The sequence below is a fragment of the Pseudomonas sp. YL2 genome (genome assembly GCF_023063025.1).
Taxonomy (GTDB): Bacteria; Pseudomonadota; Gammaproteobacteria; order Pseudomonadales; family Pseudomonadaceae; genus Aquipseudomonas; species Aquipseudomonas putida_A.
Genome location: NZ_JAJSLU010000002.1, coordinates 33,783 through 53,611, shown reverse-complemented (window position 1 = coordinate 53,611; position 19,829 = coordinate 33,783). Strand labels below are relative to the sequence as shown.

General features: G+C 60.0%; 21 protein-coding genes. 13 read left to right on the top strand and 8 right to left on the bottom strand.

All coding sequences use genetic code 11. From position 1 onward, the window contains the following. Positions 1-279 precede the first annotated feature (279 nt). The 3 genes from LVD08_RS03280 to nhaB all read left to right on the top strand — a co-directional run bounded on the left by LVD08_RS03280 (position 280) and on the right by nhaB (position 3,684). Positions 280-546 carry a hypothetical protein gene (locus LVD08_RS03280; RefSeq protein ID WP_003225374.1) on the top strand — a complete coding sequence of 89 codons (267 nt, stop codon included), beginning with the start codon at positions 280-282 and terminating at the stop codon, positions 544-546. 278 nt (positions 547-824) lie between these two features. After that, positions 825-2,114 (top strand): hypothetical protein, encoded by a 1,290-nt coding sequence (locus LVD08_RS03275; RefSeq protein WP_134786492.1) that lies wholly within the window; start codon positions 825-827, stop codon positions 2,112-2,114. 67 nt (positions 2,115-2,181) lie between these two features. After that, positions 2,182-3,684, top strand: a complete 1,503-nt coding sequence (gene nhaB / locus LVD08_RS03270) for a sodium/proton antiporter NhaB (RefSeq protein ID WP_096796548.1) — start codon at positions 2,182-2,184, stop codon at positions 3,682-3,684. Between the two features lie 123 nt (positions 3,685-3,807). Here nhaB and LVD08_RS03265 read toward each other — a convergent pair whose 3' ends face one another. Genes LVD08_RS03265 through gnd form a run of 3 tightly spaced genes read right to left on the bottom strand, consistent with a single transcriptional unit; the run spans position 3,808 to position 7,114 of the window. Further along, on the bottom strand, positions 3,808-4,617 hold the full coding sequence (locus LVD08_RS03265; RefSeq protein WP_247267393.1) for an HAD family hydrolase: 810 nt from the start codon (positions 4,615-4,617) through the stop codon (positions 3,808-3,810). After that, positions 4,614-6,137, bottom strand: a complete 1,524-nt coding sequence (zwf, locus tag LVD08_RS03260; protein ID WP_047598529.1) for a glucose-6-phosphate dehydrogenase — start codon at positions 6,135-6,137, stop codon at positions 4,614-4,616. Before zwf ends, LVD08_RS03265 begins: the two co-directional genes overlap by 4 nt. Next, complete coding sequence (gene gnd, locus LVD08_RS03255) at positions 6,134-7,114, bottom strand: phosphogluconate dehydrogenase (NAD(+)-dependent, decarboxylating) (RefSeq protein ID WP_247267392.1); 981 nt, start codon at positions 7,112-7,114, stop codon at positions 6,134-6,136. The genes zwf and gnd overlap by 4 nt, the downstream gene beginning before the upstream one ends. Positions 7,115-7,388: 274 nt before the next feature. Here gnd and LVD08_RS03250 point away from each other — a divergent pair, with 274 nt between their 5' ends. Further along, a complete protein-coding gene (locus tag LVD08_RS03250; protein WP_007964649.1) occupies positions 7,389-7,571 on the top strand; it encodes a DUF6026 family protein in 183 nt (60 codons plus the stop codon). A gap of 199 nt (positions 7,572-7,770) precedes the next feature. Further along, positions 7,771-9,519, top strand: coding sequence for a phosphoethanolamine transferase CptA (locus LVD08_RS03245; protein WP_135295891.1), 1,749 nt, complete (start codon positions 7,771-7,773; stop codon positions 9,517-9,519). Between the two features lie 329 nt (positions 9,520-9,848). Here LVD08_RS03245 and galU read toward each other — a convergent pair whose 3' ends face one another. Next, positions 9,849-10,688: a UTP--glucose-1-phosphate uridylyltransferase GalU gene (gene galU / locus LVD08_RS03240; protein WP_007912230.1), complete on the bottom strand. Its 840-nt coding sequence runs from the start codon at positions 10,686-10,688 to the stop codon at positions 9,849-9,851. A gap of 258 nt (positions 10,689-10,946) precedes the next feature. Here galU and LVD08_RS03235 point away from each other — a divergent pair, with 258 nt between their 5' ends. Together LVD08_RS03235 and LVD08_RS03230 are read left to right on the top strand one after the other, a co-directional pair. Further along, a complete protein-coding gene (locus LVD08_RS03235; RefSeq protein ID WP_007964653.1) occupies positions 10,947-11,132 on the top strand; it encodes a hypothetical protein in 186 nt (61 codons plus the stop codon). A 151-nt stretch (positions 11,133-11,283) separates the two neighbouring features. Then, positions 11,284-11,571 (top strand): hypothetical protein, encoded by a 288-nt coding sequence (locus tag LVD08_RS03230; protein WP_007964655.1) that lies wholly within the window; start codon positions 11,284-11,286, stop codon positions 11,569-11,571. Between the two features lie 3 nt (positions 11,572-11,574). On the opposite strand, the gene LVD08_RS03225 is transcribed toward LVD08_RS03230, so the two are convergent. Next, positions 11,575-11,805 carry a hypothetical protein gene (locus LVD08_RS03225; RefSeq protein ID WP_027612691.1) on the bottom strand — a complete coding sequence of 77 codons (231 nt, stop codon included), beginning with the start codon at positions 11,803-11,805 and terminating at the stop codon, positions 11,575-11,577. 72 nt (positions 11,806-11,877) lie between these two features. Beyond that, positions 11,878-12,234 carry a hypothetical protein gene (locus tag LVD08_RS03220; RefSeq protein WP_027612690.1) on the bottom strand — a complete coding sequence of 119 codons (357 nt, stop codon included), beginning with the start codon at positions 12,232-12,234 and terminating at the stop codon, positions 11,878-11,880. Positions 12,235-12,446: 212 nt separating this feature from the next. Here LVD08_RS03220 and LVD08_RS03215 point away from each other — a divergent pair, with 212 nt between their 5' ends. The 5 genes from LVD08_RS03215 (at position 12,447) to ada (ending at position 15,580) form a co-directional block, all read left to right on the top strand. Then, a complete protein-coding gene (locus LVD08_RS03215; protein ID WP_024164475.1) occupies positions 12,447-12,749 on the top strand; it encodes a DUF1883 domain-containing protein in 303 nt (100 codons plus the stop codon). A 30-nt stretch (positions 12,750-12,779) separates the two neighbouring features. Next, the gene (locus LVD08_RS03210) at positions 12,780-12,950 is read left to right on the top strand and encodes a hypothetical protein (RefSeq protein ID WP_096796544.1); all 171 of its coding nucleotides are present in this window, start codon (positions 12,780-12,782) and stop codon (positions 12,948-12,950) included. A 94-nt stretch (positions 12,951-13,044) separates the two neighbouring features. Next, positions 13,045-13,755: a 2OG-Fe(II) oxygenase gene (locus LVD08_RS03205; RefSeq protein WP_247267391.1), complete on the top strand. Its 711-nt coding sequence runs from the start codon at positions 13,045-13,047 to the stop codon at positions 13,753-13,755. Positions 13,756-13,760: 5 nt separating this feature from the next. Then, on the top strand, positions 13,761-14,426 hold the full coding sequence (gene alkB, locus LVD08_RS03200; RefSeq protein WP_247267646.1) for a DNA oxidative demethylase AlkB: 666 nt from the start codon (positions 13,761-13,763) through the stop codon (positions 14,424-14,426). 86 nt (positions 14,427-14,512) lie between these two features. Next, positions 14,513-15,580 carry a bifunctional DNA-binding transcriptional regulator/O6-methylguanine-DNA methyltransferase Ada gene (gene ada, locus LVD08_RS03195; protein WP_247267390.1) on the top strand — a complete coding sequence of 356 codons (1,068 nt, stop codon included), beginning with the start codon at positions 14,513-14,515 and terminating at the stop codon, positions 15,578-15,580. Here ada and LVD08_RS03190 read toward each other — a convergent pair. Next, the gene (locus tag LVD08_RS03190; protein ID WP_247267389.1) at positions 15,577-16,035 is read right to left on the bottom strand and encodes a GyrI-like domain-containing protein; all 459 of its coding nucleotides are present in this window, start codon (positions 16,033-16,035) and stop codon (positions 15,577-15,579) included. The genes ada and LVD08_RS03190 overlap by 4 nt on opposite strands. Positions 16,036-16,096: 61 nt before the next feature. Continuing rightward, on the bottom strand, positions 16,097-17,080 hold the full coding sequence (gene acuI / locus LVD08_RS03185) for an acrylyl-CoA reductase (NADPH) (RefSeq protein WP_247267388.1): 984 nt from the start codon (positions 17,078-17,080) through the stop codon (positions 16,097-16,099). Between the two features lie 188 nt (positions 17,081-17,268). Here acuI and LVD08_RS03180 point away from each other — a divergent pair, with 188 nt between their 5' ends. Then, on the top strand, positions 17,269-19,731 hold the full coding sequence (locus tag LVD08_RS03180; protein ID WP_247267387.1) for an autotransporter: 2,463 nt from the start codon (positions 17,269-17,271) through the stop codon (positions 19,729-19,731). The last annotated feature ends 98 nt before the right edge of the window (positions 19,732-19,829 follow it).

Sequence of the window (19,829 nt, the reverse complement as noted above, 5' to 3'; positions counted from 1 at the left end):
AACATTAGCAAGAAATTGACAGGGCCTTGTATCGATTGCTTATAGGTGTACAAGCTAACGAGTTATAAGAAGCAAGTTTATTAGTCAGCTATCGAGTTGCTATCTTTCACCAGGCTTTCAAAATCGTTCGGAATGTTGAGCCTGAGCAATTAAGTTGAAATTTCTCTGTTTCGTGTGTGACCTGCCACGGGGTTGCGTGCATCAGTACAAGTAACCAGCCGAACGGTAAGCCCAACCGACGGCACATCACTTGATTGGGCACGACAGAGAGACGACCCCATGACCGCCCCGCTCCGTATCAACGAAGCTCTTCTGATTGCCAACCACGCGTTCAAACCCTTTCAGTGCGTGGCCTGGGCCCCACAAGACGGCAATGGCGAACTGAACCTGACCGTCATCGACCGTACCAACTCGCACATCGGTCGCCAGCAGATTCCAAGCAGCGCCTACTCCGATCCGGCGCAACTGGAACTGCTGTTGCAACAGGCCCGCGCCGAATTGAGCAAAGAAGGTTACCTGCTGCAATCGTGGTCGATGCCACATTGATCAGAGGCTGATGCGGATGACTTTCACGTCATCCGCTCTGTTCTTTGTTAGTTATCCGCTGCTGTTTATCTTCAATACTTCTGTACAACTTTCTTCAACCTGCCAGGCGCCACTGCTTGGCAGGCTTTCGTTTGGTTCAAAAAGACACTGTTATGGCACAGTGCGACCCTCCACCTGTTAGTTCTGTCAGTTGAACTTGCGTGTATTCAGGGATTGAATGTTCCGCTCATGCAGTTACCGCCCATTCGGGCCTGGTCAACTTGCAAGGAGAGGCATGCATGTCACCCGAGAACGCCTTTGCGCGCCCGGCACTACTCAACAGTTCCGGGCAACTCGACAAACAATTTGCCAACACTGGCGTCGCCCAAGTGTATTTCGCCGGCAGTGTTTCCAGCATGACTCAGGGTGTCGCACTGGATCGACAGGGGCGCGTGCTGGTCGCCGCCAAGGTCGGCACTGCTCAAGGCAGTCGTTTCGGTCTGGCACGCCTACTCGCGGACGGTTCGGCCGACCTCGCTTTCGGCCAGCATGGCAGCGTGATTGGCGAGTTCGAACGCGGTTTTGAGGCCACCGGTGGCAAGGTCCAGGTATTGCCCGACGGACGAATCCTGCTGGCCGGGCTGCATTATCAAAATGCCCATCGCACCCTGCCCGCCCTTGCCCTGTTCAGCACCGAGGGTATCCCCGACCCGAGCTTTGGTGAAAATGGCCGCAAAGTAGTGCGCCTGCCCGGCGACCTGTCCATCGGTTCCCGCGATTGCTGGCTGCCTCCCGGCGTACCGGGTGCTGAAGCCTGTGACATCGCCGTGCAGGACGACGGGCATATTCTGCTGATCGCCAATCACCACTTCGAACTCGCCGACCATGCCGGAATGCTGATCCGCCTGACGCCAGACGGGACGCTCGATGCAAGCTTCAATGGGCGCGGTTTCGTGATGATTCGACATTTGCTGCTCAACACGTGGCTCAGCAGCCTCGTATTGCAGAAGGACGGGCGGATCCTTGTCGCCGGCTCAATTGATTTTCCCCAGGAGGGCCTGGTGGCGCGCTACCTGCCTGACGGGCGTCTTGATGAGCGCTTCGCGGTGGATGGCTTCCTGGCTTTCAAAGCCAACGGCAAAAGTGCGATGGTCTGTCAGGTCATCGAGTCAAAGGAACATCTGCACTGTTTTGGCAGCAGTCGCGATCCGATCCGCTGCCTGGCGCTGAGCCTGCACCCTAATGGCCGCCCGGACTGGCGCAACGACACTGGCCACCCGCATCTGCTGGAAATCGGCCCCAGTGGTTGCCAGTGGAGCGCCGCGCAACGCATGGCGGATGGTCGGATCATGGCGGTGGGTGCAACGATCGGCGGCGTCGAGGCCGACTTCATCGTTGCTCGCTATAAAGCTGATGGCCATCTCGACCGGAGCTTCGGCAACGGCCACGGCTGGTTGCGCACGCGCCTGGGCCGCAGCCTGGATACCGCCAATTCTCTCGCGATCCAGCCAGACCGGAAAATTCTTGTCGGCGGCTACTCGCTCGACGGCAACTACCGCGCCATGGTCGCGCGCTATCTGAATCAATAACTTCCCGGACTTGAACTTGCCAGACACATGCGGCAACTTGCGCGCTTCTTAATACAAGGAGCAACCGATGTCCGGTTCACTGGCCCAGGCGTTCGCGCATAATTTTCTCGGGCACTCGCCCCGCTGGTACAAGGCGTGCATCGTAGGGTTCCTGATCCTCAACGCCGTGGTGCTGTTCACTGTCGGCCCGGTCGCCGCCGGCTGGCTGCTGGTGATCGAATTCATTTTCACCCTGGCCATGGCGCTCAAGTGCTATCCATTGATGCCCGGTGGCTTGTTGCTGATCGAAGCCCTGCTGCTGAAGATGACCTCACCACAGGCCCTGTACGATGAACTGGTGCACAACTTCCCGGTGATCCTGCTGCTGATGTTCATGGTCGCGGGCATCTACTTCATGAAGGATCTGCTGCTGTTTCTGTTCTCACGGTTGCTGCTGGGCGTGCGCTCCAAGGCGCTGCTGGCGCTGATGTTCTGCTTTCTCTCAGCTTTTTTGTCGGCATTTCTCGACGCCTTGACCGTAACCGCGGTGATCATCAGCGCGGCGGTCGGCTTCTATTCGGTCTACCACCGCGTGGCCTCAGGCAATGATCCGCGTCAGGACAGCGAATTCAGCGACGACCGCCATCTGCCGGCCCTGCACCATGAAGACCTGGAGCAATTCCGCGCATTCCTGCGCAGCCTGCTGATGCACGGCGCGGTCGGCACCGCACTCGGCGGGGTCTGCACCCTGGTGGGTGAGCCGCAGAATCTGCTGATCGGTCATGAAATGGGCTGGCACTTCGCAGAGTTTTTCCAGAAAGTCGCGCCGGTTTCGTTGCCGGTGCTGGCGGCGGGTCTGGTGACCTGCGTGCTGCTGGAAAAACTGCGCTGGTTTGGCTACGGCACCCTGCTGCCGGACAACGTCCGCGCCGTGCTGGCCAATTACGCCGCCGAAGACAACGCCGAACGCACCCCGCGTCAGCGTGCCGCCCTGCTGGTGCAAGGCGCTGCCGCATTGATCCTGATTGGTTGCCTGGCGTTTCACGTCGCGGAGGTCGGGCTGATCGGCCTGATGGTGATCGTGCTGATCACCGCGTTCACCGGCATCACCGACGAGCATCGTCTGGGCAGCGCGTTCAAGGACGCCATGCCGTTCACCGCATTGCTGGTGGTGTTCTTTGCCGTGGTCGCGGTGATTCACGATCAACAACTGTTCGCCCCGTTGATCCAGTGGGTGCTGGCGCTGCCGGCGGAACAACAGCCGGGCATGCTGTTCATCGCCAACGGCCTGCTCTCGGCGATCAGCGATAACGTGTTCGTCGCCACGATCTACATCACCGAAGTGAAACAGGCTTTCCTGTCCGGGCACATGAGCCGCGAGCATTTCGAAACACTGGCGATCGCGATCAACACTGGCACCAACCTGCCAAGCGTGGCGACGCCTAATGGCCAAGCGGCGTTCCTGTTCCTGCTGACCTCGGCGATTGCACCGCTGGTGCGCCTGTCGTACGGGCGGATGGTGTGGATGGCGTTGCCGTACACCGTAGTGATGGGGTTGCTGGGCTGGTATGCGGTGAGTTACTGGCTCTGACAACACGCGATAAAACTGTGGGAGCGGGCTTGCTCGCGAAGACGGAGTGTCAGGCACTTGATGTGTTGACTGACACACCGCATTCGCGAGCAAGCCCGCTCCCACAGTTTGTTTCCGGGTGAATCAGCGACCGAGGATGTACTTCTCGATCGCCTGCGCCACGCCGTCTTCGGTGTTGGGGGCTGTAACGACATCAGCCTGGCGCTTCACCGCCTCTTCCGCCTGCCCCATGGCGATCGACAATCCCGCGCGGTGGAACATCGCCGGGTCGTTGCCGCCATCGCCAATCGCCGCCGTATGCTCCAGCGCGATGCCGAGATGCTCGGCGATCGTCGCCAGTGCGTTGCCCTTGTTGGCCTCCAGCGCCGTCACGTCCAGGTACACCGGTTGCGAACGCGAAACCTGAGCCATGCCGCTGACTTTGGCTAACAGGCGCGCCTCAAGCTCGATCAGCAGATCGGTGTTGTTACTGGTGGCGACGATTTTGTCGATGCGCTCCAGGTACGGCTCGAAACTCTCGACCACCACCGGCGGATAACCGAGGCCGTGCTGTTCGCGCGGCACCATCGGCCCGTGCGGATCCTTGAGCAACCAGTCACCACCGCTGAACACCCAGATCTCCACATCCGGTTGGTCAGCGAACAACGCCAGAGCAATCAGCGCGGTCGGCACCGGCAGGTAATGCGCCACCAACAGACTGCCATCCGGATTGACGATGGTGCCGCCATTGAAGGCGGCGGTCGGCAGATCGACACCCAAGGCTTCGATCTGCTGCAGCATGGCTTTGGGTGGGCGCCCGGTGGCCAGGCTGAACAACACGCCGGCCTCACGCAGCGAACGAACGGCATTAATGGTGCGCTGGCTCAGGCTGTGATCGGGCAGCAACAGCGTGCCGTCCATGTCACTCAGTAAAAAGCGGATCGACTCACTCATCCCAGACCATGCCAGACGCGACCGTCGCGAGTCAGCAGATCATTGGCGGCTTGTGGGCCGTCTTCCCCGGCAGCGTAAGTCTGCACACTCGCATCCTGTTGCCAGGCATCGAGGAAGGGCTGCACCGCGCGCCAGCCGTTCTCGATGTTGTCGGCGCGCTGAAACAGTGTCTGGTCGCCGGTCAGACAGTCGTAGATCAGCGTTTCGTAGCCGGTGGACGGCTGCATTTCGAAGAAGTCCTTGTAGGCAAAACCCAGCTCGATGTTGGCCATGTTCAACGCCGGCCCCGGCCGTTTGGCCAGCAGGTCGAACCACATGCCTTCGTTAGGCTGGATCTGAATACGCAGATAGGTCGGCTGCAACTCGTCGACCTCGGTATCCCGGAACTGCGCGTACGGCGCCGGTTTGAAGCAGATGACGATCTCGGTGTCGCGCACGCTCATGCGCTTGCCGGTGCGCAGGTAGAACGGCACGCCGACCCAGCGCCAGTTGTCGATCATGACTTTCAGCGCGACGTAGGTTTCGGTGTTGCTGTCAGGCGCCACGTTGGCTTCCTGGCGATAGCCATTCAACGCTTTGCCATCGACTTCACCGGCGCGGTATTGACCGCGTACCGAGTTGGCTCGCGCCTCTTCAACGCTCCACGGGCGGATCGCGCCGACCACTTTGGCCTTCTCGCCGCGCACGGCGTCAGCGCCGAACGCGGCCGGCGGTTCCATGGCGACCATCGCCAGCAACTGGAACAGGTGATTGGGCACCATGTCACGCAGCGCACCGGTGTGCTCGTAAAAACTGCCACGGGTTTCAACGCCGACGGTTTCTGCCGCAGTGATTTGCACGTGGTCGATGTAATGGTTGTTCCAGAAGGCCTCGAACAGGCTGTTGGAGAACCGGCTGACCAGAATGTTCTGCACGGTTTCCTTGCCCAGGTAATGGTCGATCCGATAGATCTGTTTCTCGGACATGACCTTGAGCAGGCAGGCGTTCAACGCTTCGGCGGTTTGCAGATCGGAGCCGAACGGCTTCTCGATGACCACCCTTCTGAATGCTTCCGGGGTTTCCTCCAACAACTTGGCGGCGCCGAGACGGCGTACCACTTCACTGAAAAAACGTGGCGCGGTGGCCAGGTAGAACACCGCATTGCCAGTGCCGCTGTCGGCAATTTTTGCCGCCAGCGCGGAATAAGTGCTGTCGTCCAGGAAGTCGCCCTGGACGTAGCTGATGCCTTTGGCGAGCTTGGCCCACAAGGCCGGATCAAGCATCTGATCGCCCTTGCCGACTTTCGCCGCCACTTCGGTACGGATGAAGTCTTCGAGTTTTTGCGCGAAGGCTTCATCGGTAATGGCGTTGTGATCAACGCCGACGATCCGCAGATTTTCGTCAAGCAAGCCGTCGCGACTGAGGTTGTACAGCGCCGGCATCAGCAAGCGCTTGACCAGGTCGCCGTGGGCACCGAACAAAAACAGCGTGGTCGGTGGTGCGGGTTCTGCCTTGGATTTTCTGCGGATCGTATGGGTCATTTCTTCGGTGTCTCCACGTGGCCGCCGAAGCCGAAGCGCTGGGCCGAGAGAATCTTGTCGCCAAAAGTGCCCTGACCGCGCGAGCGGTAGCGCGAGAACAGCGAGTTGGACAGCACCGGAACCGGCACCGCCTGCTCCATGGCCGCTTCGATGGTCCATTGACCTTCGCCGCTGTCAGCCACCGAACCGGAGAAGCCGTCGAGTTTCGGATCGCTGGCCAGTGCGTCGGCGGTCAGGTCGAGCAGCCAGGACGAGACCACGCTGCCACGGCGCCAGACTTCGGCGATGTCGGCCACGTTCAGGTCGAAACGCTGATCTTCCGGCAGACGCTCGCTGGACTTGGTCTTGAGGATGTCGAAGCCTTCGGCGAACGCGGCCATCATGCCGTACTCGATGCCGTTGTGAATCATCTTCACGAAGTGCCCGGCACCGGCAGGACCGGCGTGAATGTAGCCGTGCTCGGCGCGGTGATCCTCGGACTTGCGATCCTTGGTGCGCGGAATGTTGCCCATGCCCGGCGCCAGCGCAGCGAACAGCGGGTCAAGGCGCTGCACGGTCTCGGCGTCGCCGCCGATCATCATGCAGTAACCGCGCTCCAGGCCCCAGACGCCGCCGGAGGTACCGACGTCGATGTAGTGCAGGCCCTTCTCGGCCAGGGTTTTCGCCCGGCGAATGTCATCCTTATAGTTGGTGTTGCCGCCGTCGATGATGGTGTCACCGGCTTCCAGCAAGTCGCTCAGAGTGTTGATGGTGTCTTCGGTCGGCGCGCCGGCCGGCAGCATGACCCATACGGCACGTGGCTTGGCCAGGCCTGCCACCAGAGCGGGCAGGTCGGCAACGCCGGTGGAGCCCTCGGCGACCAGGTTATCGATGAAAGCGGTATTGCGGTCGTAAACAACGGTGGTGTGACCGTTGAGCATCAGACGTCGCGCAATATTGCCGCCCATGCGGCCCAGTCCAATAATCCCGAGTTGCATGTGCTGATGCTCCTTACTACAAATAAATGTGTGTCATTGGTTATAGCCCAACGCGACTGATGGAGGTTAGTCCAGAGCGTTGCGATGAAGTTTCCGGGCATTGTGCCCGATCCAGACTGATAACGCCCCGAATCCTGCCGAAGACACACCGACCATGAAAAATAAAAAAGTTCCATTCACGGGCAAAAGAAATCAAAATTGGCGCCGATAGCAAGTCAGTAGCCCCGACGCGGGGACGATTTGCAGTTGAGACACGCCATTTGCGAGGTGAGCAATGGGCACAGTACACACAGCAATGCCGCCACAAACCCTGTACGTCACGATCCGTCGCGATGAATTGCGTCAGTTGAAAGACGAGCGCGACCAGTTGAAGCAGGAGCTGGCGCAGCTGCGCTCGCTGACCCAGGGCGCTCAGCCCAAACCTCTGCCGGTGGTCCAGCGCCATCCGCACGCCTGACCTGCCCCGCCGGCTTCGGGAACGGCGCCTGTCGTTCCCGACATGATGCTCCCCTGCCCCTGATCAGCAACTAACGAAGTTTTCACACTGCCTTGGTGATACTCCGGCCCATTCTGGCCGTGCGTTTGCGCGCGGCTTCCGTTCGTCGGTTTGATGTAGCGCTCCGACGGTGGTTAGTGACGATGAGCTGGAGTGCTGAATGGCATTGTTCAAACGCAGCAAAACGACTGCGACAGGTTTCGACTGGGCCGGGGTACTCTGGCTGTTCGCTTTCTTCTGGTATTTCTCGGGCATCACCCAACTGTTGATTCAACTGACCGGCACCTCCGGTTTCAGCGGTTTCCGTCAGGCCTTCGTGATGAGCGCGCTGTGGCTCGCCCCGATGCTGGCGTTTCCCAAACGCACCAAACTGCTGGCCGCGCTGATCGGTATCGTCCTGTGGGCCTGCTCAATGGCCAGCCTGGGTTATTTCTTCATCTATCAGCAGGAATTCTCGCAAAGCGTCATCTTCATCATGTTCGAGTCGAACATCTCTGAAGCCGGCGAATACATGACCCAGTACTTCGCCTGGTGGATGATCCCGGCATTCCTCGCCCATACCGCCTTCGCCTACTTCCTGTGGACCCGCCTGCGCCCGGTGTACATGCCCCGAGGCCGCGCGTTCGTGGCCGCGATCGCGATCGTCTTCGCCGTAGTCGGCTACCCGCTGATCAAACAGACCCAACGTACCGGCAGTTTCGCCGGCGGTTTCGAGAAGTTCGAAGACCGTATCGAGCCAGCCGTGCCTTGGCAGATGGCGGTGGCTTACCACCGTTACCTCGACACCCTGGCCGGCATGCAGGACATGCTGCACAGCACCAGCAAAGTGCCGCCGCTGCATAACCTCAAGGTGACCGATGCCGATAAACCGTCGACCCTGGTGCTGGTGATCGGCGAGTCGACCAACCGTCAGCGCATGAGCCTGTACGGTTATGGACGCAAGACCACCCCGGAACTGGACAAGCTCAAGGATCAGCTCGCGGTATTCGACAACGTCATCACCCCGCGCCCTTACACCATTGAAGCGCTGCAGCAGGTCCTGACCTTCGCCGACGAAGAGAACCCTGATCTGTACCTGTCCACGCCGTCGCTGGTCAGCATGATGAAACAGGCCGGTTACAAGACCTTCTGGATCACCAACCAGCAGACCATGACCAAGCGCAACACTATGCTCACGACCTTCTCCGAGCAGGCCGACGAGCAGGTGTACCTGAACAACAACCGCAACCAGAACGCCGCGCAGTACGACGGTGACGTGATCGAGCCGTTCAACAAAGCGCTGACCGACCCGGCGCAGCGTAAGCTGATCGTCGTGCACTTGCTCGGCACTCACATGAGCTACCAGTACCGCTATCCGCCGACCTTCGACAAGTTCCAGGACCGTACCGGCGTGCCGGCCGGCGTACGTGACGATCAGGTGCCGACCTACAACAGCTACGACAACGCCGTGCTGTACAACGATTTCGTGGTGTCCAGCCTGATCAAGGACTACGCCAAGTCCGATCCGAACGGTTTCCTGCTGTACCTCTCCGACCACGGTGAAGACGTGTTCGACTCCGCCGGCCACAACACCCTCGGCCGTAACGAGAACAAACCGACCGCGCCGATGTACACCATTCCATTCATGGCCTGGGCGTCGCCGAAATGGCGCGAGAACCACGACTGGAACTTCGCCGCCGACCTGGGCCGACCGTACAGCAGCTCGCACCTGATCCACACCTGGGCGGACATGGCCGGTTTGAGTTTCGATGAACTGGACCGCAGCAAGAGCCTGGTCAGCGACAGCTTCAAACCACGTCCGCTGATGATCGGCAATCCGTACGAGCGCGAGCAGCGCGCCTTGATCGACTTCAGCCTGATGAAGCCGAAAAAGGTCGACCCTGCCGCAGCGAATGTCGTGCAGCAGTAACCGCTCGGAAGGCATCGGTTTCGAGAGATCGCAACCGGTGTAACGCATAAAGAAAAAGCTCCGTATCGCAAGATACGGAGCTTTTTTCGTTTTGGGCGGTCAGGAAGCCCGCTTTATGGGGCTCTACTGTACCGCCTGAGGGAAATCGGAGCAGCCAGCATGCTCGGCCCTGAAAGAGCAGCCAGCGCGCTCAGAGGGCGCCAGTAAATTGCACCACCAGGATCAAGGATTGTTCCAGCACAAAAACAAACGCCCCGAACAAGTCGGGGCGTTTGTGGATGCGTTCACTTGGGTGCTTTCACATCCTTCGCGATGCAGGTCCGGCGCTATCAGTAAGCCTTGCCGGTCTTGTAGAAGTTCTCGAAGCAGAAGTTGGTCGCTTCGATGTAGCCTTCGGCGCCACCGCAGTCAAAACGCTTGCCCTTGAACTTGTAGGCCATGACGCAGCCGTTCTGGGCCTGCTTCATCAGGGCGTCGGTGATCTGGATTTCACCACCCTTGCCTGGCTCGGTCTGCTCGATCAGATCGAAGATGTCCGGGGTCAGGATGTAACGACCAATGATTGCGAGGTTCGACGGCGCGTCTTCCGGCTTTGGCTTCTCGACCATGCTGTGTACGCGGTAGATGTCGTCGCGGATCATCTCGCCGGCGATCACGCCGTACTTGCTGGTTTCCTGCGGATCGACTTCCTGAATGGCGATGATCGAGCAGCGGAACTGCTTGTACAGCTTGACCATCTGGGTCAGTACGCCGTCGCCTTCGAGGTTGACGCACAGGTCGTCCGCCAGTACCACGGCGAACGGTTCGTCACCGATCAGCGGGCGACCGGTGAGGATCGCGTGGCCCAGACCTTTCATTTCGGTCTGACGGGTGTAGGAGAACGAGCACTCGTCCAGCAGCTTGCGGATGCCGACCAGGTATTTCTCCTTGTCGGTGCCCTTGATCTGGTTTTCCAGCTCATAGCTGATGTCGAAGTGGTCTTCCAGAGCACGCTTGCCACGACCGGTCACGATCGAGATTTCAGTCAGGCCAGCGTCCAGAGCTTCTTCAACGCCGTACTGGATCAGTGGCTTGTTTACCACCGGCAGCATTTCTTTGGGCATGGCTTTAGTCGCTGGCAGGAAGCGAGTACCGTAACCGGCTGCTGGGAACAAGCATTTCTTGATCATATAAGTCCTTGAAAGGGCTGTGTGTACGAGTTTCGGCGCAGTCTAATCAGGCGGCGTGCACCTTACAATGCCCCGCACTGGCTAACCGATGCCAACATAGAGAAATATTCTCGCCGATAGTTCCGTTGGCGACTTCGACCCGCGAAAACAGAGTAGCTCAAACACGCAAATACGCTGCATCACCATACGCTCATCATCCCCCAATGTGAGGATTTGTCGGTATCATGGCGCCTTTGAACCAGCGAACGAGACAGATAGATGGCCGCGGTAAAAATCATCAACGGGTATGTGATCGACAAGAAAGACGGCAAGTGGAACCTGACCACGACCAATGGCGAACACATCGCCGGTCCTTTCGACAGCGAGCAGCTGGCGACTGATGTAGCGTCGGTATTCACCGACACCCCTGCGTCGTCCAAACGCCGTGGCAAAGATCAGGACTGATCTGTTGCGACACGCGCCGAGCCCTGCCCTTGTGCAGGGCTTTTTTGTGGCCGCTCACAGCATGATGAAAACAAGTGGCCAATCGCTATAACCTTTTCATGCTGGCGCTGTCAGAGCGTTTAGCCCCTCCCTCGCTGAAGACGACACACTTATGAACATGAACAGAATGCTGCCGCTGATCGCGGTATTGGCCCTCGGTGGCTGTGCCACCTCGGAAACCACCTACCTGAACAACGGCGAACAGGGTTTGAGCATCGACTGCTCCGGGGAAGCCAACTCCTGGGCCACCTGCTACGAGAAGGCTGACGCCTCCTGCGCCGGCACCGGCTATCGCATCGTCGGAACCGACGGCACGCCGGCGCCCAAGGAGAGTGACAAAACCCTGGGGGTCGACGTCGGCAACTACAAGAACCGCAGTGTGGTGGTGGTCTGCAAATAGACCCTACATGTGGATCTCGGCGAACTTGATCCCGAGCCCGCGCACGATCTCGATCAGGTCGTCGAGCCGGGCGAAGGATTCGACTTCGTCGTTATCGTCCACCAGAAAATAGCTGCGACCGGCGCTCTTCTTGAAAAACACGATCCACTCGCCCGAGTTCGCCGGATTTTGAATCACATGCGTGGCAGAGATAAGGCCCTCTGCATGCCGTTCCCGTACTTGCTCTCGCTTCATGCGCGACTCCAGAAATGAAAATGCCGCCACAGCAAGACTGTGACGGCATCGGTGCTGATGGACGCTATTCTATCAGCCGGAAATACAGGCATTGGCGGCGTTTTGCACGTCACGGGGACGAACCGGCACATTGGACATCCGCTCATGTAGCTTGATGCTGCTGCCGCCGGAACGGTCTTCGATATCAAACACCGCAGCCGCGCCGGTGGAAAATTTCCCGGGAACAATCACTCGCACGCCATCCTTGTGCGGCTGCATCTGCAGCGCGCCTCGGCTGTTGGCAAGCTTGTCGGCCAGGCACTGAGCATACTCATGGGGTTTCTTGCCGGAAATCACGCTCATGGTGGGCAAGGTTTCGTTGATTTCGGAAACACTCGCGCAACCACCCACGACCAACATCAACGGCAGACACACCACACCCCACTTCATACAAATACCTCCCATAAAGACCCTCGGACAGCAGTAATGCCATTTTTCTCCGAGGCTTACTCCATTAAACCCGCATGGAATCGCGAATAACTGTTTTTAATTGTCAAAGCAGCGCTCGACGGCGGGATAATAACCCGTTCGGGCTGATAAACTGCGCCAATCGCACATGCTATCGTTTTGATTTAGTAGAAAAAGCCCTTCTGGAGGCGCCCATGAAATTCATTCACCAGCGCGAGCACCTCAACGAAGACGACATCGTCGTCATCCAATGCTCGCAAACCTGCAACATCCGCTTGATGAACGACGCCAACTTCCGCGCGTTCAAGAACGGCGGCCGCCACACCTACCACGGCGGCGCTTTCGACACGTTTCCTGCACGCATCACCGCGCCGAGCACCGGTTTCTGGAACATCACCATCGACACCGTCAACCGTCGCGCCATCAGCGTCACGCGCAAGCCGACCCTGACCCACTCGATCAAGATCATCCGCCGCTCCAGCTCCAAACTGAGCTGAGTCGCCCCTGACACAAAGGTAAGCACGACCGTGGCCCAAACGACCAAATACGTCATCAAATACAAGCTCAACGGTGAACGCCGTTTCGAGTTCGCGCAACTGGAAAACGGCACCGTCGAAGAGGCCAAGGCCGCACTGGACGCAATCCATGGCACCACCGAAGACGTGATCAGCGACATCGCCGTGAGCAAAGCCCTGTAACGCAACACTCGGGATTCGACCGCAAGCGGCGGAGTGTTCTGCCGCCGGTATTTGCCCAGACTGACAGCCTCGACCAAAGGGTTCAGGAGTCAGCATGTCAATGTCCCCGTCTCGGCTGGATGCGCTCGATTGGGCAAGCCTCGAACAGCATCTGGATCAATATGGCTATGCCATCGTCCGCTCGTTGCTGTCGGCGCAAACCTGTGAACGCTTGAGCGCCCTGTATTCGCAGACCGAACCGTTTCGTTCACAGGTCATCATGGCCCGCCACGGTCTCGGTCGCGGGGAATACAAGTACTTCAGCTATCCCCTGCCGACAGCCATCGAACGTCTGCGCACTGCGTTTTACCCGCGCCTGGTGCCACTGGCCAACCGCTGGTACGAACGCATGAATGTGCCTGTACGCTTTCCCGCAACCCATTCCGAGTTTGTGCAGCGCTGTCAGGCTGCCGGCCAGCTGCGGCCGACACCCTTGCTGTTGCAATACGGTCCGCAGGACTACAACTGCCTGCATCAGGATCTGTACGGAGAACTGGTTTTCCCACTGCAAGTGGCGATTCTTCTGTCGCAGCCCGGAGAGGATTTTACCGGTGGCGAGTTCGTCCTGACCGAGCAGCGTCCACGCATGCAGTCGCGCCCGCACGTTGTGGCTCTGCACAAGGGTGACGCAGTCATATTCGCGGTCAACCAGCGCCCGGTCAGCGGCACACGCGGCGATTATCGAGTGACCATGCGTCACGGCGTCAGTCGCCTGCACAGCGGAAATCGGCATACTCTGGGCATCATCTTCCACGACGCATCATGAACGCCATGCACCCGACCACCTTCGACCTGTTCGCCGACCACGAACCCGAGCAACAACCCCGCGCCGAGCAGATCGGCGAACAATCGTGGGTGTTGCGCGGCTTCGCCCTGCCGGTGATCGATCAACTGTTGCCAGCGCTGGAAGCCATTCTCGCCGTAGCACCGTTGCGCCACATGATGACCCCGGGCGGTTTCAGCATGTCGGTGGGCACCAGCAGTTGCGGAACCCTGGGCTGGATCACCGACCGTAGCGGTTATCGCTACAGCACCGTCGACCCGCTGAGTGGCCAGCCCTGGCCGGCGATGCCAGAAGTGTTGTCAGAACTGGCGCGCAAAGCAGCACAGCGCGCTGGATTTGCCGACTTTCATCCAGACTCCTGCCTGATCAACCAATATGTCCCCGGCGCGAAAATGTCTTTGCATCAGGACAAAGACGAAAATGCCTACGCGGCGCCCATCGTTTCGCTGTCATTGGGGTTGCCGGCGATGTTCCTGTTCGGTGGTTTTGCCCGTAGCGACAAAAGCCAGCGCATTCCTCTGCTGCATGGCGACATGGTGATCTGGGGCGGGGTTGATCGCTTGCGCTTTCACGGCGTGCTGCCGATCAAACCCGGGCGGCATCCGCAGTTGGGCGAACGCCGGATCAACCTGACCTTGCGTGTCGCCGGGTGATCTGAAAAGTTTGACCGCAAGGCCCGGAGTGTTACCAACATTGCCGCTGGTTAACCTGAATCAAACAGGTCAACGGACTACTCGCCATGAAAAAGCTTTCACCCCTCATCAACGTTGAAACCGATCCACGCTGGGCCGCCGTCGTTGCACGGGACCCACAGGCCGACGGGCAGTTTGTCTATGCGGTGAAAACCACCGGCATCTACTGCCGCCCCAGCAGCCTTTCACGTTTGCCCAAACCGCAAAATGTCGAATTTTTCGACAGCGCCGAAGCTGCCGAAGCGGCGGGCTACCGCCCAAGCAAACGCACAAGCAAAGATCAGACTGACGTCGCCAGCCAGCACGCCGCGACCGTGGCGATGGCCTGTCGGCAGATCGAGTCGAGTGAAACAGTGCCCGCACTCAATGAACTCGCCGAAACCGCCGGCCTCAGTCCTTTCCATTTTCATCGGGTGTTCAAGGCCGCAACCGGCCTGACACCAAAGGGTTACGCGGCGGCGCATCGTTCGCGCCGGGTGCGTGAACGGCTCGCGGATGGCGGCACGGTGACCGATGCGCTGTACGACGCGGGTTTCAATTCCAACAGCCGCTTTTATGAGGCAGCCGACAAGGTACTGGGCATGAAGCCCGGCGACTACCGCGCTGCGGGACGCAACAACGACATTCATTTTGCGGTTGGCCAATGTTCGCTCGGGGCAATTCTGGTGGCGCAGAGTGAGCGCGGCGTGTGCGCGATTCTGTTGGGCGACGATCCGCATCAACTGGTGTGCGATCTGCAGGATCAGTTCCGTCAGGCCAACCTGATTGGCGCCGATGCCGGCTTCGAGCAGTTGATTGCCAAGGTGGTGGGTTTCATCGAAGCGCCAGCGCTGGGCCTCGACTTGCCACTGGATGTGCGTGGCACAGCGTTTCAGGAACGGGTGTGGCAGGCGTTGCGGGAGATTCCAGTGGGTCGCACCGCCAGTTACGCCGAAATCGCCCAGCGCATTGGCGCGCCGACCTCCATGCGCGCCGTGGCGCAGGCCTGCGGCGCCAACCGTCTGGCCGTGGCAATCCCCTGCCATCGCGTGGTGCGCAGCGATGGCAATCTGTCGGGGTATCGTTGGGGCGTTGAGCGTAAACGTCAATTGCTGGACCGCGAAACGCAGCCTTAGCGGACGCCGATATAGACCGCCACTGACTCGGGGCCGGTATAGGCCTCGTAGTCCGTGGCGTAACGGCGCTGAATCTGTGGATTCTGCTCAAAGAACTCCCAGATCCGCCCCCAGGTCGTGATGACCGCATCAGGCAATTGCCCTTGTGCTTCGAACACCAGATACTCGCCCGCTTCGATCCGCACGGACTCAAAGTCTTTGACTGAAGCATTCACGGCAACGCCAGCGGTAACGTCAAACGCACCCGAAGCATCCGACTCGTAAGCCGAATACACGCCATAAATCGGCGAATTGGCTGACTTGCCGGGAATGGATTCGGCCAACTCCTCGCCGAAAAACCGGCCCCACATCGGGCCGATTTTCGCGGTTTCGGGTTGGTGCTCTGCGGCGTTGGTGGTGCGAACCTGCAGGCCAGCAACGGTGAAGGCGTCGATTTGCTGTCGTTTCAAATCCATCGAAATTGCGGCTCCCTGTATAGAAGTGCGGCCACACAGGGCCGCAATGACACCTACTCTGTCAGCGATTGACGTCGACCACAACCCTGCCGCGAAGCTGTCCGGCTAGCAACTTCGGCGCCGCGTCGATGGCTTCGCTGAGGGCGATTTCATGGCTGATCAAAGGCAACAGGGCGAAGTCCAGATCCTTGGCCAGACGCGCCCAAGCCTCGATCCGCCGCGCCTTGGGCTGAGTTACGCTGTTGATCCCCGCCAGCGTCACGCCGCGCAAAATGAACGGCGCCACCGACGCCGGAAAATCCATGCCCTGAGCCAGACCGCAGGCAGCGACGGTGCCCTCGGCGCGGGTACTGGCGCAAGCGTTGGCCAGGGTGTGACTGCCGACCGAATCGATCACCCCGGCCCAACGTTCCTTGGCCAACGGTCTGCCCGGCTCGGACAAGGTTGCGCGGTCGATGATCTCACTGGCGCCCAGTTGTTTCAGGTACTCATGCTCGGACACCCGGCCCGTGGACGCCACCACGCGATAACCGAGCTTGCTTAGCAAGGCGATGGCGAAACTGCCCACCCCGCCATTGGCGCCGGTCACCAGCACTTCGCCCTGATCCGGGGACACGCCGTTACGCTCCAGCGCCAGAATGCACAGCATCGCCGTGTAGCCGGCGGTACCAATGGCCATGGCTTGCGCCGCGGTAAAGCCTTTGGGCAACGGAATCAGCCAGTCGCCATTGAGCCGCGCCTTTTGCGCCAGCCCGCCCCAGTGACTCTCGCCCACGCCCCAGCCGTTGAGCAGCACCTGATCACCGACCTGGTAATCGGGATGCGAACTGACCTCGACCGTGCCCGCCAAGTCGATCCCCGGTACCATCGGAAACTTGCGCACCACAGGGCTGCTGCCAGTAATCGCCAGACCGTCCTTGAAGTTCAGCGTGCTGTACGCGACCTTCACCGTCACGTCGCCTTCAGGCAACTGCGCTTCGTTGATCTGCTGCAGGCTGGCGCGATATCCGCTGTCGTCTTTGTCGATCAAAATGCCGTTGAACATGGCTGCCTCTCAATCAATGGATTCAAATACTCGTGCCCTGGAATAACACAAAGCAACACATTGCCCCACCCGACTTTGCGCCAATTCGCAAATCCGCCCGGTAATTGTGAAGCGGGCGGCTATGCTTTTTCGACGGTCGTGCTTTCGCTGCCATCCTGCTGAAAGCGGCCCTGTCGATGGAGCTGACAATGTCTTACCCGCGCTCGTTGCTTGCGATACTGATGCTGTGCCTGCTGACGGTTGGCAACACTTGGGCTGCCCCGGCTACCGCCAGCAAACCTGCTGCTGCCGACGCTGCCCCGAGCGCGCCGACGTGGCCGCAAGTGATCACCAGCGACAAGGCCAAACTGACCGTGTACCAGCCGCAACTCGACAGCTGGGATGGCTACACCCTCAATGCCCGGGCTGCCGTCGAAGCCACCGGCGCCGACGGCAAACCCACCTTCGGCATCGTCCAGTTCAGCGCGCACACGCTGGTCGACAAGGCCACGCGCTGGGTCGCACTGGATCAATACAAGATCATCAAGGCCGACTTCCCTGCCGACGCCAGTCAGGCCGACGTCTGGCTCGGCGCGCTGCAGAAAGATGCCGAAAGTCGCAAGAAAACCATCTCCCTCGATCAACTTGAAGCCGCCGTCGGCGTACTGTCGGCCGAGCAGAAAGCCGACAGCGCGCCACTGCAAAACACCCCGCCGGCGATCATCAGTTCCGACGTTCCCGCACTGCTCGTCTACATCGATGGCGACGCCGTGTACCGGGCGGTCGATGGCACCGCGCTGCAACGGGTGATCAACACCCGCCCGCTATTGCTCAAGGACGCCGAGGGCAAGCACTACCTGCACGTGTTCGATGGCTGGATGGTCGCTGACAGCCTCAGCGGCGAATACACCCGTCTGACCTCGCCGCCAGCCGATCTGGAGAAGGCCAAACAGGCGGCGATCCAGAGCCGTCAGGTCGATTTGCTGACCGGGCAGAGTGATCCGAAAGACAAGGTGCCAAATCTGGCCAGACCGCCGCAGCCGAAAATCTTCATCGCCACCACGCCCACCGAGCTGATCGTCACCGACGGCGCAGCGCAGTGGCTACCGATTCAGGGCACCAGCCTGCTCTACGTGAGCAACACCACCGGGCACATCTTCAAGGAAATCGGTGACCAGAACAGTTACGTGCTGATCTCCGGGCGCTGGTTTCGCGCTGCCGACATGCGCGGCCCATGGACGTTTACCCCAGCGGACAAACTGCCGGCAGATTTCGCCAACATCCCGGATGACAGCCCGAAAGAGAACGTCAAGGCTTCGGTCGCCGGCACACCGCAGGCCAAGGAAGCCGCGATCGCGGCGACCATCCCGCAAACCTCGTCGATCAAGAAAAGCGCAGTGAAAATGACCGCACCGCAGTTCGATGGCGAGCCACAGTTGAAGGCAATCAACAGCACGCCGCTGCAATACGTGGTCAACAGCGCGACGCCGATTATTCGTGTCGACAACGACAACTGGTATGCGGTGGAAAACGGTATCTGGTTCAGCGCCACCTCGGTGAACGGACCATGGAGCGTCGCCAGTTCGGTGCCGGCGGTGATCTATTCGATCCCGCCGAGTTCGCCGATGCATTACCTCACCTACGTCAAAGTCTATGAGTCCAGCGGCGACACCGTGGTGGTCGGCTACACCCCGGGTTATCAGGGTTCGACGCTGGACCCGGCCACCGGCGTGGTGGTCTACGGCACCGGTTATCCGTACACGCCGTGGGTCGGAAGCGTCTGGTACGGGCCGCCGGTGACCTACGGTTTCGGCGTCGCCATGCGCTATACGCCGTGGACAGGCTGGACCTTCGGTTTCGGCTTCGGCTGGAGCTGGGGCGGCAACACCGTGGCGATGGGTTGGGGCTGGGGCGCTTATCCATGGTGGGGCAATTATGGCTGGGGTTACGCCTGGGGCCCGCGCCTGTACCCCGCGCCACTGGCCTGGGGCGGCGCCGCTTATGGCTATCGTGGCGGTGCTGTGGCCTGGGGGCCCGGTGGCTGGGCAGGCACCACCGGCAACATTTATCGGCAGTGGGGGGATCGCGCGACCGTCAGCCGCTATGGCGCCGGCTACAACGCCTGGACCGGCAATCGCTGGGCCGGTCAGGTTGGCTCGTCCTATAACTCGCGCACCGGCATTGCGGCGGCAGGCCAACGCGGCGCGGTGCACAACGCCTACACTGGCAACTACGCGGCTGGACGCAGCGGTGAAGTGGTCGGGCCGAATGGTGGCGCCATCGCCGGTGGCCGGGTCACCGCAGGTAATGCTCGCACCGGCACCCAGGTCACCGCCAATCGTGGCGCGGTGTACAACCCCAACACCGACAAGACCACGCAGTATGCCGGCATGAAAGGCCGCAACGGCGGCGCCGCACGGGTTGGCGACAACGTCTATGCCGGGCGCGACGGCAACGTCTACAAGAAAACCGACAACGGCTGGCAATCGATGGTCAAGGGCAGCCCGGCCCGCACGGCGCCGGTCAACAACAATGCGCAACTGCAGAACCTCAATCGCGAGTCTGCTGCGCGCAACTTCGGCAACCAGCGCACCAACAACTTTCACAACTCCTCGCAAGTCATGAACCGCTCATTTGGGGGCGGCGGGGGCGGCGGTTTTCATCGCCGCTGATGGCTGCATTGAAAATTCAGACTGGCCCCGAGTCCGGTTTTGCTGTTAAAAAACCGGCTCTGCCGTCCCTGCCCCGTTTCATCGTTCGGAGAACCGCT

Bases quoted from the DNA above. Each gene is read 5' to 3' on its own strand.
- LVD08_RS03245 (WP_135295891.1), top strand. From the start codon at position 7,771: ATGGCATTGTTCAAACGCAGCAAAACGACTGCGACAGGTTTCGACTGG.
- LVD08_RS03225 (WP_027612691.1), bottom strand. From the start codon at position 11,805: ATGAAGCGAGAGCAAGTACGGGAACGGCATGCAGAGGGCCTTATCTCT.
- alkB (WP_247267646.1), top strand. From the start codon at position 13,761: ATGCACCCGACCACCTTCGACCTGTTCGCCGACCACGAACCCGAGCAA.
- LVD08_RS03215 (WP_024164475.1), top strand. From the start codon at position 12,447: ATGAAATTCATTCACCAGCGCGAGCACCTCAACGAAGACGACATCGTC.
- LVD08_RS03275 (WP_134786492.1), top strand. From the start codon at position 825: ATGTCACCCGAGAACGCCTTTGCGCGCCCGGCACTACTCAACAGTTCC.
- gnd (WP_247267392.1), bottom strand. From the start codon at position 7,114: ATGCAACTCGGGATTATTGGACTGGGCCGCATGGGCGGCAATATTGCG.
- zwf (WP_047598529.1), bottom strand. From the start codon at position 6,137: ATGACCCATACGATCCGCAGAAAATCCAAGGCAGAACCCGCACCACCG.
- LVD08_RS03280 (WP_003225374.1), top strand. From the start codon at position 280: ATGACCGCCCCGCTCCGTATCAACGAAGCTCTTCTGATTGCCAACCAC.
- LVD08_RS03265 (WP_247267393.1), bottom strand. From the start codon at position 4,617: ATGAGTGAGTCGATCCGCTTTTTACTGAGTGACATGGACGGCACGCTG.
- LVD08_RS03230 (WP_007964655.1), top strand. From the start codon at position 11,284: ATGAACATGAACAGAATGCTGCCGCTGATCGCGGTATTGGCCCTCGGT.
- acuI (WP_247267388.1), bottom strand. From the start codon at position 17,080: ATGTTCAACGGCATTTTGATCGACAAAGACGACAGCGGATATCGCGCC.
- LVD08_RS03180 (WP_247267387.1), top strand. From the start codon at position 17,269: ATGTCTTACCCGCGCTCGTTGCTTGCGATACTGATGCTGTGCCTGCTG.
- LVD08_RS03190 (WP_247267389.1), bottom strand. From the start codon at position 16,035: ATGGATTTGAAACGACAGCAAATCGACGCCTTCACCGTTGCTGGCCTG.
- LVD08_RS03250 (WP_007964649.1), top strand. From the start codon at position 7,389: ATGGGCACAGTACACACAGCAATGCCGCCACAAACCCTGTACGTCACG.
- LVD08_RS03235 (WP_007964653.1), top strand. From the start codon at position 10,947: ATGGCCGCGGTAAAAATCATCAACGGGTATGTGATCGACAAGAAAGAC.
- ada (WP_247267390.1), top strand. From the start codon at position 14,513: ATGAAAAAGCTTTCACCCCTCATCAACGTTGAAACCGATCCACGCTGG.
- LVD08_RS03205 (WP_247267391.1), top strand. From the start codon at position 13,045: ATGTCAATGTCCCCGTCTCGGCTGGATGCGCTCGATTGGGCAAGCCTC.
- nhaB (WP_096796548.1), top strand. From the start codon at position 2,182: ATGTCCGGTTCACTGGCCCAGGCGTTCGCGCATAATTTTCTCGGGCAC.
- galU (WP_007912230.1), bottom strand. From the start codon at position 10,688: ATGATCAAGAAATGCTTGTTCCCAGCAGCCGGTTACGGTACTCGCTTC.
- LVD08_RS03220 (WP_027612690.1), bottom strand. From the start codon at position 12,234: ATGAAGTGGGGTGTGGTGTGTCTGCCGTTGATGTTGGTCGTGGGTGGT.